Genomic DNA, 12640 nt, shown 5'->3' with positions numbered 1-12640 from the left:
GTTCTCTCCGAATCGCCGCTCGATGCTTGGAGACCTCCTACAGATGCGATGCACTACCTCCGGCCGTCGCGGCCTGACCAGACTCCTCTCCGTCACCGCCGTCAGCGCGGTCGCCGGAGCGGCCCTCCTCGGAGCGGCCCCCGCGAGTGCCGCCGAGGGCGATGTCGCGATCGACATCCTCTCGATCAACGACTTCCACGGCCGGATCGAGGCCGACGGCACGACCGCCGGCGCCGCTGTCCTCGCCGGCGCGGTCGACTCCTACCGCGCCGCCAACCCGAACACGCTGTTCGTCTCGGCCGGCGACAACATCGGCGCCTCCACCTTCACCTCGAAGGTGCAGGACGACCAGCCGACCCTCGACGTGCTCAACGAGATGGGCCTGGACGTCAGCACCCTCGGCAACCACGAGTTCGACAAGGGCCGCTCCGACGTCGACGGCCGCGTGACCGACGAGTCCGACTTCCCGTACGTCAACGCGAACCTCTTCGACACGACGACCGGCGAGCGCGCCTACGACCCGTACTTCATCGCGGACCAGGGCGGTGTCTCGGTCGCCTTCATCGGCGCGATCACCGAGGACCTGGGCACGCTGGTCAGCCCCGGCGGCATCTCCACCCTCTCGATCGAGCCGATCGTCGAGAACGTCAACGAGGTCGCGACCGAGCTCCAGGACGGCGACGCCGCGAACGGCGAGGCGGACGTCATCGTCCTCCTGCTGCACGAGGGCGCCGACGCCGACGCCGCCGAGGCGAACGCCCCCGCGGACGACCCCAAGTTCGGCGCGATCGTGAACGCCGTCGCCCCGAACGTCGACGCCATCGTCTCCGGTCACAGCCACCAGGAGTACAACGCGACGATCGACGCCGGCCGCACCTTCCCGACCGTCGTCTCGCAGACCGGCAGCTACGCCGAGAACCTGGGCCACATGGCCCTCACCGTCGACCCGGCGACCAAGCAGCTCACCTCGCTCACCAGCGAGGTCCTGCCGCTGACGGTCGTCGCCGACGACCCCGAGTCCGACGACCCGGCCGACACCATCGACGTCGGCGCCTACCCGGCCGACCCCGAGGTCGCCGCCATCGTCGAGGCGGCCGCCGCGGTCGCCGTCGAGGAGGGCAGCGTCCAGGTCGGCACCATCACCGACGACATCTCGCGCGCCTACCGCGAGGACGGCATCACCACGAACCGCGGCTCGGAGTCGACGCTGGGCAACCTCGTCGCCGACGCGCAGCTCTGGGCCACCCGTGAGCTCGGCACCCAGATCGCCTTCACCAACGCCGGCGGCCTGCGCGACGACCTCGACTTCGCCGCCAGCGCCGAGACCCCGGGCGACGCCGACGGCGTCGTCACCTACGCGGAGGCGTCGGACGCCCAGCCGTTCGCGAACACCCTCGTGACGCTCCAGCTCACCGGAGCGCAGATCGAGGACCTGCTCGAGGAGCAGTGGGTCGGCAGCTCGAGCCACCCGCAGCTCAAGCTCGCGACCTCGGCGGCGCTGACCTACGTCTTCGACCCGGCCGCCCCGGAGGGCTCGCGCATCTCGGAGGTCTTCTTCGAGAACGCTCCGATCGACCCGGCCGCGACCTTCACGATCGTGACGAACAGCTTCCTCTCCACCGGTGGCGACGGCTTCAGCACTTTCACCGAGGGCACCGGCACGGCCGACTCCGGCCGCATCGACCTCGACGCGTTCGTGTCCTACATCCAGGACCTCGGCACGGTCAGCCCCGACCCGGTCCAGCGCTCGATCGGCCTCACCGCCAACCTGCCCGAGTCCGGTGAGTACGCGGTCGGCGACACGATGACCGTCGACCTCTCCTCGCTGCTGTTCAGCACCGGAGCGCCCACCGACACGGTCGTGACCGTCTCGGTCGACGACGCGGTCGTCACCACCGCCGAGATCGACCCGACGCGGGCCGTGACCGACGACTCGACGGGTCGCGCCTCCGTCGCCGTGCCGATCGGCGAGAGCCTCGCCGGCGGCACCCACACCGCGAGCTTCGCCCTGGGCGACGCGACCGGCACGACGATCAGCCTCGACTTCGCCGTCGCGGCCGTCGCCACGACGCCCACCCCGACCCCGGAGCCCACCGAGACCGTCATCCCGACGACCCCGGCCACGACGGCTCCCGCCGTTCCCGGCGCCTCGGGCGGCTCGACCGGTCACCTCGCCGCGACCGGCGTCGACGCGACGCCGGCCTTCGCGGCCGGGATCGCGGCGTTGCTGCTCGGACTCGGCATGACCGTGGCGCGTCTGCGCCGCCGCACCGCCGCGAAGTAGCGCTCGCACAGGAGAGGCCCCGCGGTTCGCGCCGCGGGGCCTCTTCTGCGTCTCCGGGGGAGCGTGACGTGCGGGCGCCCCCTGGAACGCGAGAACGCCGCCTCCCCGGGTGGGGAGACGGCATCGGAACGCGATGAGGTGCTGTCGCGGAGCGCGGGGCTCAGTGGCGGACGGGGACCTGACGGTATCCGTCGCGGCTGGCGACGAGCACCGTCGACACCGTGCCCCATGCGGCGACGGCACCGAGGACGACGAGGATTGCGATGCTCATGAGTGTTCTGCCTTTCGTTGCTCCGACGTGTCTGCCAGGTTTGGCGATCCATCCGCCGGGATGCTCTGTACAACGTCCACTCTCGGACTTTCTGTTCCTTAGGACAATCGCACTGTTCTTGGCCTGACGTGTAGCGTTCCTACATGGACGTGCGACGGCTGGAACTACTCCGAGAGCTCTCGATGCGGCGCTCGATCACCGCGGTGGCGGCGGCGACGCACCGCACTCCCTCGGCGGTCTCGCAGCAGCTCAAGGTGCTCGAGCGCGAGGCGGGAGTGCCGCTGATCGAGCGCTCGGGACGCGGCGTCGTCCTCACCGCGGCCGGCCGCGAGCTGGCCCGCAGCGCCACGGAGATCGCGACCGCTCTCGAACGCGCCGACGCGGTGTGGCAGACCTTCAAGAACAATCCGATCGGCGAGGTGACGATCGCCACCTTCCCGACGGCCGGGCAGATGCTGCTGCCGGACGCGCTGGTCGCTCTGCGCAGCGTCGAGGGGCTCGTCGTGCACTGCGAGGACGCGGATCCCGGGACCGACGAGTTCCTCGATCTCACCGCCGACTTCGACATCGTCCTCGCGCACTCGCCCACCGGCCGCAGCGCCTGGGCCGGGCACGGGCTCGCGATGGCCGAGCTGATGGTCGAGCCGCTCGACATCGCCCTGCCGCTCGGCCACCGGCTCGCCGACCGCGCGACCGTCACGGCGGGCGATCTCGTCGGCGAGACCTGGATCGGGGTGCCCGACGGCTTCCCCTTCGAGCGGATCATGCAGGAGATCGAGACGACTTCCGGTGAGCCGGTGCGGGTGGAGCAGCGCTTCGCCTCGACGCGCGTGACGGAGGCGTTCGTCGCGGCCGGCCTCGGCATCGCCGTGGTCCCGCGCTACACCGCGGGCACGGCCGGCATCGTCGTGAAGCCCCTGCGCGGCGTGAACTCCGTGCGCCACATCGTCGCGCTGATGCGCCCCGACCGCGCGGAGCGGCTCTCCGTGCGGACCGTCGTCCGCGAGCTCCGCGCCCAGGCGGGCCGCCTCCTCCACTCCATGTGACCGCGGCTGCGGAGCCGCGCCCTCGGAGCCGCGAGGCGGCGCCCCCCTCATGCTGGTCGAGTAGCCGCGCAGCGGCGTATCGAGACCCACCGTCCTCCAGCGCGGGGGCCTGCAGACCACTGTTCCGACGATGGTGGATCTCGATACGCCGATTTCGTCGGCTACTCGATCAGCATGTTGCAGACCAGCGTCTCGATCACGGTGGATCTCGATACGCCGGCTCCGCCGGCTACTCGATCAACATGCTGCTGGGCCCCCGTGCTGGTCGAACAGTCGCGCAGCGCCCTCTTCATGCTGGTCGAGTAGCCGCGCAGCGGCGTATCGAGACCTACCCACCGAACGACGGTGGATCTCGATACGCCGGCTCGGCCGGCTACTCGATCAGCATGCCGCGGCCCCGCCCCGCACCGCGCGGTACCCGATCCGCCGCCGCCTCGCCACTCGGCCCGCACCCGGCCGGGCACAGGGGACAATGGAGGCATGACCGATCCGCTCGACTCCTCGCCGCGCCCCGACGACGTCGAGATCACCCGCGAGGAGGTCGATGTCCGCCGCTCGCCGCGGGTCTGGCGCATCCTCGCACTCGGCGCGGGCCTCGGCGCGATCGTCGCCTTCGTGCTCACCTTCGCGCTGCCCGAGACCGAAGGCTTCAGCCAGGCACAGGTCTTCGGCTTCAGCCTGCTGCTCTTCGTGACGATCTTCGGCGGTCTCGCTGCTCTCGTCGTCGTGATCCTGGACCGGGTCGTCGGCCGCCGCGTCGTCCGCACCACCGCCGAGCGCACGGTCGCCCGCGAGGCGGACATCGACGACGAGCCGGCGGACGACCCGGACGACGCCTCGGACGAGAACGAGGCGCCCGGCACGGAGCCGGACGCCTCGACGCGCTAGGGACGACGCTCTCCAGGCGCAGCGGTCAGCGGCGCTTGCGGCTGCTGCGGCTCGTCGAGCGCGCGGCGTTCTGCGTGGCGCGCTTGGCCTTCTGCGACTTCTTCAGGCGGCCCGCGATGAACGTCAGGAGCAGGGGCAGCAGGCGGTAGATCACGGGGACTCCTCGTCTCGGGCGCACGGAGCGGCGCCCCACGATCATGGACGATGCGCCGCCGCAGGGCACCCCGTTGCGCGCATCCGGGCGCTGTGCCTGCCCGATGCGCGCCCTCCCAGCGTCAGCTCAGCTGCGTGCGCTCCACCCAGTCGAGGTACTCGGGCGTGACGGTGCCGGTGACGTACTCGCCGGTGAAGCAGCTGGTCTCGAGGTCGGTGACGTCCGACCCCTCCAGGATCGCCGCCTTCATGTCGGCGACCTCCTGGTAGATCAGGTAGTCGGCGCCGATCGCCTCCGAGATCTCGGGAATCCGGCGGTTGTGTGCGACGAGCTCCTGCCGCGACGGCATGTTGATGCCGTAGACGTGCGGGTAGCGCACCGGCGGCGCCGCGGAGGCGAAGGTGACGCTGTTCGCGCCGGCCGTGCGGGCCATGTCGACGATCTCCTTCGAGGTCGTGCCGCGCACGATCGAGTCGTCGACGATCAGCACGTTCTTGCCCTTGAACTCGCTCGACATCGCGTTGAGCTTCTGCCGCACCGACTTCTTGCGCACCGCCTGCCCGGGCATGATGAACGTCCGGCCGACGTAGCGGTTCTTGTAGAAGCCCTCGCGGTACGGGATGCCCAGCTTCTGCGCGACCTGCATCGCGGCGGGGCGCGAGGAGTCCGGGATCGGCATGACCACGTCGATCGCGCCGCCCGGCGTGTACTCGGCGATGGTGTCGGCGAGGCGGTCGCCGAGGCGCAGCCGGGCCTCGTAGACCGAGATCCCCGAGAGGATCGAGTCGGGCCGCGCGAGGTACACGTACTCGAACGAGCACGGGATGAGCCGCGGGTTCTTCGCGCACTGGCGGCTGGTCATCCGGCCGTCGGGGGTGATGAAGATCGCCTCGCCCGGAGCGACGTCGCGGACGATCTCGAAGCCCTGCGCCTCGAGGACGAGCGACTCGGAGGCGACCACCCAGTCGTCCGGCCCGTTCACATTGAACCGGCGGCCGACGATCAGCGGCCGGATGCCGAACGGGTCGCGGAACGCGAGCAGTCCGTGGCCGGCGATCAGCGCGATCGTGGCGTAGGAGCCCTCGACCCGCTCGTGCACGCGGGCGACCGCGTCGAACACCTCGTCCGCGTCGAGGTCGCGGCCCGAGATCGAGGCCTGCAGCTCGTTCGCGAGCACGTTGACCAGCAGCTCGGTGTCGGAGGTGGTGTTGAGGTGGCGGCGATCGACGGTGAAGAGCTCCTCGGTGAGCTCGCGCGTGTTCGTCAGGTTGCCGTTGTGGATGAGGATGATGCCGTACGGCGCGTTCACGTAGAACGGCTGCGCCTCCTCCTCGCGCTCCGCGTTGCCCTTGGTGGCGTAGCGGACGTGCCCGAGGCCCATCGTGCCGAGCAGCGAGCGCATGTCGCGGGTGCGGAACGCCTCGCGGACCTGCCCCGCCGCCTTCTTGATGTGCAGCGTGCTGCCGTCGGCGGTCGCGATGCCGGTCGAGTCCTGGCCGCGGTGCTGCAGGAGGGAGAGGCTGTCGTAGATGGACTGGTTGACCGGTCCGGAGGACACGATCCCAACGATTCCGCACATGCCGGAGGGGCTCCCAAGGGGATAGCAGGGGGGATTGACGGTCCATCCTGGCACGCGGACGACGCATCCCCTAACGGTTCGCTCCCGGCGGATCCGCCCGGGCGGGCGCGCTCGCGGGTCGCGAGGCGGGCGGATCGCACGGCGTCAGCAGCCGATCGAGGAGATGACGTACCCGCCGCCGACGTAGGACGGTCCGTGGAAGCCCCAGGCGTTGAGGTCGGTGGCGTTCGCGACTCCGGCGACGAGGGCGGGCTGCGAGCGGCCGGAGTTGTCGAGGTTGCCGCCCCAGGCGTAGACGGTCGCGTTCGAGGCGAGTGCCAGGTAGGTGCCGTCCGTGCTGAACACCTTCGTCAGGGTGACGCCCGCGGGGATCGTCCGCGCCTCGGTGCTGAAGACGATGCCGCCGACGGGCTGCGCGGCCATGAACTGGACGACCGCGCCCGCCGTGGTGACGTAGACGCCGCCGGTGTACTCCTCGAAGGACCAGGCGTTGCTGGTCGCGACGTTCTCCGCGCGTCGGGTCCACGCCGCTCCGCCGGGCGAGGGGGTGAAGGCGACCCCCTGCGTCCACAGCTCGCCGGAGCCTGTACGGGCATAGGTGGAGGACTGGCCGGCCTGGAATTCCACGATGTCGGCGGGTGCGCCGATCGAGGGGGCGAGGGCGTGGCTTCCGCTCCAGAAGCTCACGCTGCCGTCAGCGAGGAGGATCGCGCCGCCGAAGACGAGGACGCCGTTGACGCGGCGGTAGCTCCAGGTGCTGATCGCCGTCGAGCCGGCCGTGCCCGCGATCAGCGTCGCGGCGACCCGGTCGCCCGAGGTCGCGTTCGCCCACCAGTGCAGTCCGCTGCTCGTGAGGGCGTAGCTGTAGCCGTCGTTGGACTCCGCGGCGAGCACGGTGCCGCTGACGCCGGTCACGGCGGCCACCGTGAGCGGGCCCGTGCCGGTGCCGGCGCGCGCCCACTGGTGGACGGAGTCCGCTCGGACGCCGGCGGCGATCCCACCGGCGGAGGTGTTGCCGGCCTGCGCGCAGGTCCAGGTGTCCACGTAGACCATCCCCGTCACCGGGCTCTGGCCGAGAGTGAGCGTGCCCGGGGTCGTCACCGGAGCGCCGAAGTTCGCGCCCCAGTAGCGCACCCGTCCATCAGCGGTCAGCACGGCGGCGTTCCGGCCGGCGCTCGCCGCGACCTCGTCGCCGGAGATCGCTCCGTGGACCCCGTCGGCGACGCCCGGCACGATGGCGGTGGAGAAGGTCGGCCGCTGGTTCGCTCCGCCGGGAGAGCGCGTGAGCTCCAGCACCTGCCCCGGGCTCGCCGTCACGGTCCCCTCCGCGAAGGCGATCGCCGTTCCGTACGCGGCCGTGACCGTGTACGCGCCCGCGGAGCCCGAGGCCGTGAACGCCGGCACGGAGACGACGCCCTCCGCGCCGACGGGCACGACGGCGGAGGCGCCGCCGCCGGTGCTGTCGCCGGCGGAGAAGCTCAGGCCGGGCGGGAGCGAGACGGTCACCGAGCCGCCTCTCGCCGCGGGGGACGTTCCGTCGAGGGCCTGGAACACGACCGTGCCGGCCGGGACGACCTCGCAGCGGACGGCCTCGAACCCGGACACGTCGCGCAGGCCCGGCGGCCCGACGGGCTCGGGTGGTGTCGAGGCGGCAGCAGTCGGGGCGGAGACGACGGCGGCCACCGTGGGGACCGACCAGGCGGCGGCCGCCACGATCGAGCGGCGGCGGAGCGGCGAGCCGGACGGGAAGGCGGAGTCGGCCATCAGGATTCCTCGGGGTGCGGAGGACGGCGTGCAGCGCGGCGCCGTCCCGGATGAAGGAGGGGACTGCGCCGATCATGGCAACGCAACCATTGCTGTGTCAGTCGCGATTCTGAGATCAACCCCTGAAGGGGGTGCGCTGCGGCTGCTCCTCGGGAGTGCGTCTCAGCTGCAGCCGTCCTCGGCGGGTGGGGGCGACTCCGGCTCGACGACGAGAGGATCGCGCAGTGACCGCCGCCAGGCGACCTCGTTCTCGAGCTGTCCCGTCCGCGCGAAGAGGGCGACCTGGTGCGCGCCGGGGAGGGCCTCCGTCAGCGCGGCCCGATCAGCGGGCGTGAAGCCGAGCGTCTGCCAGAAGGTGCCCGAGCGGCGGGAGAACAGCCAGGCGTCGGTCGCCCCGCTCTCCGCGGCCGCTCTCAGCGCATAGCGCGCGAGGGATGTCCCGGCTCCCGTCCTCCGGCGATCGGCCGAGACCGCGACGCTGCGGATCAGCGCGTGAGCACCGTCTCCGCTGAGCTCGAAACCGGTGCTGCCGCAGATCGTCCCGTCCTCGCGGCGGTCGATCCAGAGACGGACCGAGTGGTCCTCCAGGCCTGCGAGGGTGAGATCCGCTTCCGAGAGGAAGGCGCGGAGTGCAGCAAGGTCCTCGGGCAGGGCGGGAGCGAGCAGCACGGAGACGATCCTGGCGCAGACGGGGATCGCGGGTCGTCCCCGGCGGATCGCAGCGTCTGCACGGCGCGGCCCTTCGGTAGGGTCGTCGCGTGAGCAACGAGACGAGCAGCTACGCCCGCGCGGGAGTCGACACGGCGGCCGGGGACCTCGCCGTCGAGCTGATGAAGGCGGCGGTGTCCGCGACCCACGACCGCAACGTGCTCGGGGGAGTGGGCGGGTTCGCCGGGCTCTACGACGTCTCGTTCCTCAAGGACTTCCGGGCGCCGCTGCTCGCGACCTCGACCGACGGCGTCGGCACGAAGGTCGCCATCGCGCAGGCGATCGACAAGCACGACACCATCGGGCAGGACCTCGTCGGCATGGTCGTCGACGACATCGTCGTGGTCGGCGCCCGCCCGCTCTTCATGACCGACTACATCGCCTGCGGCAAGGTCGTCCCCGCGCGGATCGCGGACATCGTCGCGGGGATCGCCCGCGCCTGCTCGGCCACCGGGACCGCGCTCGTCGGCGGCGAGACCGCCGAGCACCCGGGGCTCCTCGGCCCGGACGACTACGACGTGGCCGGTGCGGCCGTCGGCGCGGTCGAGGCGGACGCGGTGCGCGGCGCCGACCGGGTGCGCGACGGCGACCTGGTGATCGCGATGGCCTCCTCCGGGCTGCACTCCAACGGCTACTCGCTCGTGCGCCACATCCTCGCCGAGAAGGGGATCCGCTTCACCGACCCCTCCGCCGAACTCGGGGGAATCGTGGGCGAGGTGCTGCTCGAGCCGACCCGCCTCTACACGGCGCCGCTGCTCCGCGTGCTCGAGGACGACGCGCTCGGCGCGGGCGTGCACTCGATCAGCCACGTGACCGGCGGTGGGATCGCGGCGAACCTGGCGCGGGTGCTGCCGCGCGGCTCCTGGGTCGAGGTCGAGCGCTCGAGCTGGAGCCCGGCCGACGTGTTCCGCGCGCTCGCCGCGATGTCGGGGGCGACGCTGGAGAGCACCGAGGGCACCTGGAACCTCGGCATCGGGATGTTCGCCGTCGTCGACGCCGACGCGGCGCCCGCGGTGATCGCGGCGCTCGAGGCGTCGGGCGTGCCGTCCTGGGTCGCGGGCCGGGTGTCTCTGAGCGAGCGCTCGCTCGACGGCTTCGAGCAGGGCGCCAAGGGCGTCGACGGCGGCGCGGTGCGCCTGGTCGGCTCGTACGCGGGCTGACCGCGGAGCCGTCCGGTTCGACCTTCGGCTCGTGAATCGACCTTCGGCTCGTCGGAATCGGCTGATCGGGCGTGCCGGAGGTGGTACCGCGTGCCGGAGGTCCGTGCCGGAGGGGCGGGGCGCGTCAGGCCGGGCGGTGGCGGGTCGCCGGCGACGGAGCACCCGGGGCGGCGGGCTGCGCGGGAGGGCGCCGGCGCTCGGGGGCGTGCGCCCGCTCCCAGGAGTGCTCGCGGCGGGTCAGCAGCCAGGAGCCCCACGCGCAGAGCAGGAAGGCGGCCGCCGTGGCGAGCAGTGCGGTGATCCAGGTGGCGGCGTCGCGGCTGACGAGGAGGTTCGCGGCGAGGATCAGCACGCCGAACGCGGCGCCGACGCTCGTCCCGGCGATGAAGGCGCCGCTCCGGCGGCTCATCGCGCGGACGGTGACCATGCCGGCGATCGCGCCGAGGCCTCCCACCGCGCCGAGGCCGGCGCCGGAGGCGACGCCCATCAGCATCCCGAAGCCGACCAGCGCGGAGGGGTCGAGCGCTCCGGCGGCGAGCGCGCTCGGGAGGTAGAGGGCCAGGGCGACCGCGGCTCCGACCGCGCCGCCGACGAGGACGGCGCCGATCAGCAGTGCGGCGGTCACGGACATGATCCGGGCGACCGGGCGCGCGGATCCTTCGGGTTCGAACATCGCGGCTCCATCGACGCGGACCCGCGGGTCGTTCCGCGGGTGGACTTCGGACACTACGCCTCCGAGAGCCCTGGCGGGGTCGGCGCGGCGGAGTCCTCGCGGTGCGGCCAGGTCCGCCGGGCCGACGCTCGGGAGCGGCGGCCGATGCTGCGTCCTGCGGCGTCGCGGAGTCGGTGAGGCCGGTTCGATGACGCGGACACGGCAGCCCGGACACAGGCCAGCGGACTCAGCGCCGCAGGCTCAGCGAGGCCGACTCAGCGCCGCAGGGTCTCGCTCGGCAGCTCGCCGAAGCGCTGGGTGTAGTGCTGGGCGAACCGGCCGCCGCTGATGAATCCCCAGTGCGCGGCCACGTCGCCGACGACGAGGGTCTGCGGGCCGCCGGCGACGAGCTCGTCGTGGGCGAGGTCGAGGCGCACGCCGCGCAGGTACTGCCGCGGCGTCATCGAGTAGGCGCGCTGGAAGGCGAGCTGGACGCCGCGCACGGTCAGTCCGGCGGCGTCGGCGATGTCGGCGACGCCGAGCGGCAGGTCGGCGTTCGCGTGCACGAACTCGACCGCCCGTCGCAGCCGCCGGGCGCTGACCGAGTGAGGTGCGAAGGGCAGCGGGACGACCCGGTGCGCGAAGGCCTGCAGCACGGCCGCGGCGGCGACCTGCGACGCGGACTCGCGCTGCAGCGACGAGGGGGCCTTCACTCCGGTGAGCGTGTCGCGGAGCACCCGCACCGCCGCCCACCAGGGGGCGGGCGAGTGCGCGAGCGGGGCGAAGCGGATCGGGCCGGGCGCGGTGCCGTGCAGCTCGGCGGCGGCGCGCTCCAGGTAGGCGGAGTCGAAGTGGACCAGCGCGTCGCGGTACTCGCTCGTCTCGAAGCCGAACGGGCGGCCGGAGGGGAACATCGCCGGACGGCCGGCGACCAGCCGGTTCTCGTCGCGGCCGAGGTCGAGGCTCGCGCGCCCGTCGTTGAGCCAGAGCACGATGTAGACGCCGGTGGGCTCGACCGTGCCGCGCACCGAGCCGAGGAAGGAGGCCGCGTGCAGGCTCACGGGGCCAGGGCCGGTCGACGCGTAGCGGTAGGCGAACGGGACGCGGGTGTGCTCGGCGCGGAAGCCCGACCCGTTGTAGCCGCGGGAGTAGAACGCGCGCGCCTCGTCGAGGTCGCGGCCGCGCGTCTCCGAGTGCCACACGGGCGACGGCGCGGACGCGGGCTTCATCTCGACATCCTGGCAGCGACGACCGACATCGAGCGCGCCCGGGCGGTCGGCGCGCTCACGAGCCGAGCCCCCGGTCCAGCCAGAACAGCCCGAGCGCGGCGACGTCGGAGGTGCCGACGATCGCACCGGAGTGGACCATCGCCGCCACCTCGGCGTCCGGGAACCACTGCTGCCGCATGTCCTGCTCGGTCTCCTCGCGCTCGGGCTCGCCGTGCTCGAGGTCCTCGGCGAGGAAGACGTCGAACGACTGCGCGACGAACCCGTCGGCCTCGCTGAGCCGGCCGAGCGGTCGGAGTCGTCCGGCGCGCAGGCCGGTCTCCTCGCGCAGCTCGGCACGCGCGAGCGCCTCGGCGTCGCCGCCGGGCGAGTCGTGTGGCCAGCCGCCGGACGGGAACTCCCAGGTGCGGCGGCCGATCGGGTAGCGGTACTGCTCGACCAGCCAGAAGCCGTCGCGCTCGCGCGGGACGATCAGCGCGTAGTCGGCGCGCTCGACGACGGAGTAGACGCCCTCGACGCCGCCGGGCCAGCGCACCTCGTCCTCGCGGACGCGGATCCACGGGGTCTCGTAGGCGACACGGGTGGAGAGCTGCTCAATGCGGCCGTGCTGCCCGGACTGCTCCGGGAACGCAGAAGCCGCGGGGTCGCTCGACTGGAGCGGCCCCGCGGCGGAGGAGGGATCAGGCACGCTTCTGGTGCTGCTCCTCGACGAGGTCGGTGTCGTCGCCCTCGTCCTCGTCGTCGATCCACTTCGAGTAGTCCGGCTCGTCCGGGTGGCTGAGCTCGCGCTCGAGCGCACTGTAATCGACCGTTGGGCTGAACGACTTCAGCTCCCGAGCGATCTTGGTGTTCTTTGCCTTCTGACGGCCGCGCCCCATGGGTGACCCCCTCACGATGACAGGCCAGAC

General features: G+C 72.4%; 12 protein-coding genes. 4 read left to right on the top strand and 8 right to left on the bottom strand.

The window, feature by feature from the left end; translation table 11 throughout:
* Positions 1-43 precede the first annotated feature (43 nt).
* The 3 genes from MT355_RS18935 (at position 44) to MT355_RS18925 (ending at position 4489) form a co-directional block, all read left to right on the top strand.
* A complete protein-coding gene (locus tag MT355_RS18935; RefSeq protein ID WP_243600709.1) occupies positions 44-2284 on the top strand; it encodes a bifunctional UDP-sugar hydrolase/5'-nucleotidase in 2241 nt (746 codons plus the stop codon).
* 414 nt (positions 2285-2698) lie between these two features.
* Entirely contained in the window at positions 2699-3601 is a 903-nt protein-coding gene (locus tag MT355_RS18930) for a LysR family transcriptional regulator (RefSeq protein WP_123448058.1), read from the top strand.
* Positions 3602-4081: 480 nt separating this feature from the next.
* Complete coding sequence (locus MT355_RS18925; protein WP_243600708.1) at positions 4082-4489, top strand: hypothetical protein; 408 nt, start codon at positions 4082-4084, stop codon at positions 4487-4489.
* Positions 4490-4514: 25 nt separating this feature from the next.
* Here the strand turns inward: MT355_RS18925 and MT355_RS21445 are convergent, their stop codons facing one another.
* From MT355_RS21445 to MT355_RS18910, 4 genes are all read right to left on the bottom strand, one after another.
* Positions 4515-4643, bottom strand: coding sequence for a hypothetical protein (locus tag MT355_RS21445; protein WP_260303555.1), 129 nt, complete (start codon positions 4641-4643; stop codon positions 4515-4517).
* A gap of 121 nt (positions 4644-4764) precedes the next feature.
* The gene (purF, locus tag MT355_RS18920; protein ID WP_123448060.1) at positions 4765-6222 is read right to left on the bottom strand and encodes an amidophosphoribosyltransferase; all 1458 of its coding nucleotides are present in this window, start codon (positions 6220-6222) and stop codon (positions 4765-4767) included.
* A gap of 144 nt (positions 6223-6366) precedes the next feature.
* The gene (locus MT355_RS18915) at positions 6367-7986 is read right to left on the bottom strand and encodes a hypothetical protein (RefSeq protein ID WP_243600707.1); all 1620 of its coding nucleotides are present in this window, start codon (positions 7984-7986) and stop codon (positions 6367-6369) included.
* A 162-nt stretch (positions 7987-8148) separates the two neighbouring features.
* On the bottom strand, positions 8149-8655 hold the full coding sequence (locus MT355_RS18910) for a GNAT family N-acetyltransferase (RefSeq protein WP_243600706.1): 507 nt from the start codon (positions 8653-8655) through the stop codon (positions 8149-8151).
* An 89-nt stretch (positions 8656-8744) separates the two neighbouring features.
* On the opposite strand from MT355_RS18910, the gene purM reads away from it, so the two are divergent.
* Positions 8745-9854: a phosphoribosylformylglycinamidine cyclo-ligase gene (gene purM / locus MT355_RS18905; RefSeq protein ID WP_243600705.1), complete on the top strand. Its 1110-nt coding sequence runs from the start codon at positions 8745-8747 to the stop codon at positions 9852-9854.
* 124 nt (positions 9855-9978) lie between these two features.
* Here the strand turns inward: purM and MT355_RS18900 are convergent, their stop codons facing one another.
* From MT355_RS18900 to MT355_RS18885, 4 genes are all read right to left on the bottom strand, one after another.
* Positions 9979-10527, bottom strand: a complete 549-nt coding sequence (locus MT355_RS18900; protein WP_243600704.1) for a hypothetical protein — start codon at positions 10525-10527, stop codon at positions 9979-9981.
* Between the two features lie 254 nt (positions 10528-10781).
* Positions 10782-11735: a helix-turn-helix transcriptional regulator gene (locus tag MT355_RS18895; RefSeq protein ID WP_243600703.1), complete on the bottom strand. Its 954-nt coding sequence runs from the start codon at positions 11733-11735 to the stop codon at positions 10782-10784.
* A 55-nt stretch (positions 11736-11790) separates the two neighbouring features.
* Positions 11791-12420 (bottom strand): NUDIX hydrolase, encoded by a 630-nt coding sequence (locus tag MT355_RS18890; RefSeq protein ID WP_243600702.1) that lies wholly within the window; start codon positions 12418-12420, stop codon positions 11791-11793.
* Positions 12413-12610 carry a DUF3073 domain-containing protein gene (locus tag MT355_RS18885; protein WP_123448069.1) on the bottom strand — a complete coding sequence of 66 codons (198 nt, stop codon included), beginning with the start codon at positions 12608-12610 and terminating at the stop codon, positions 12413-12415. The genes MT355_RS18890 and MT355_RS18885 overlap by 8 nt, the downstream gene beginning before the upstream one ends.
* Positions 12611-12640 lie beyond the last annotated feature (30 nt).

The organism is Rathayibacter sp. VKM Ac-2929, assembly GCF_022815495.1.
Classification (GTDB): Bacteria; Actinomycetota; Actinomycetes; order Actinomycetales; family Microbacteriaceae; genus Rathayibacter; species Rathayibacter festucae.
This window is presented reverse-complemented; position numbering and strand designations above follow the sequence as displayed.

Excerpts from the sequence above, each read along its gene's own strand:
- MT355_RS18935 (WP_243600709.1), top strand. The coding sequence starts at position 44 with ATGCGATGCACTACCTCCGGCCGTCGCGGCCTGACCAGACTCCTCTCC.
- MT355_RS18915 (WP_243600707.1), bottom strand. The coding sequence starts at position 7,986 with ATGGCCGACTCCGCCTTCCCGTCCGGCTCGCCGCTCCGCCGCCGCTCG.
- MT355_RS18900 (WP_243600704.1), bottom strand. The coding sequence starts at position 10,527 with ATGTTCGAACCCGAAGGATCCGCGCGCCCGGTCGCCCGGATCATGTCC.
- MT355_RS18930 (WP_123448058.1), top strand. The coding sequence starts at position 2,699 with ATGGACGTGCGACGGCTGGAACTACTCCGAGAGCTCTCGATGCGGCGC.
- MT355_RS18885 (WP_123448069.1), bottom strand. The coding sequence starts at position 12,610 with ATGGGGCGCGGCCGTCAGAAGGCAAAGAACACCAAGATCGCTCGGGAG.
- MT355_RS18895 (WP_243600703.1), bottom strand. The coding sequence starts at position 11,735 with ATGAAGCCCGCGTCCGCGCCGTCGCCCGTGTGGCACTCGGAGACGCGC.
- purF (WP_123448060.1), bottom strand. The coding sequence starts at position 6,222 with ATGTGCGGAATCGTTGGGATCGTGTCCTCCGGACCGGTCAACCAGTCC.
- MT355_RS18925 (WP_243600708.1), top strand. The coding sequence starts at position 4,082 with ATGACCGATCCGCTCGACTCCTCGCCGCGCCCCGACGACGTCGAGATC.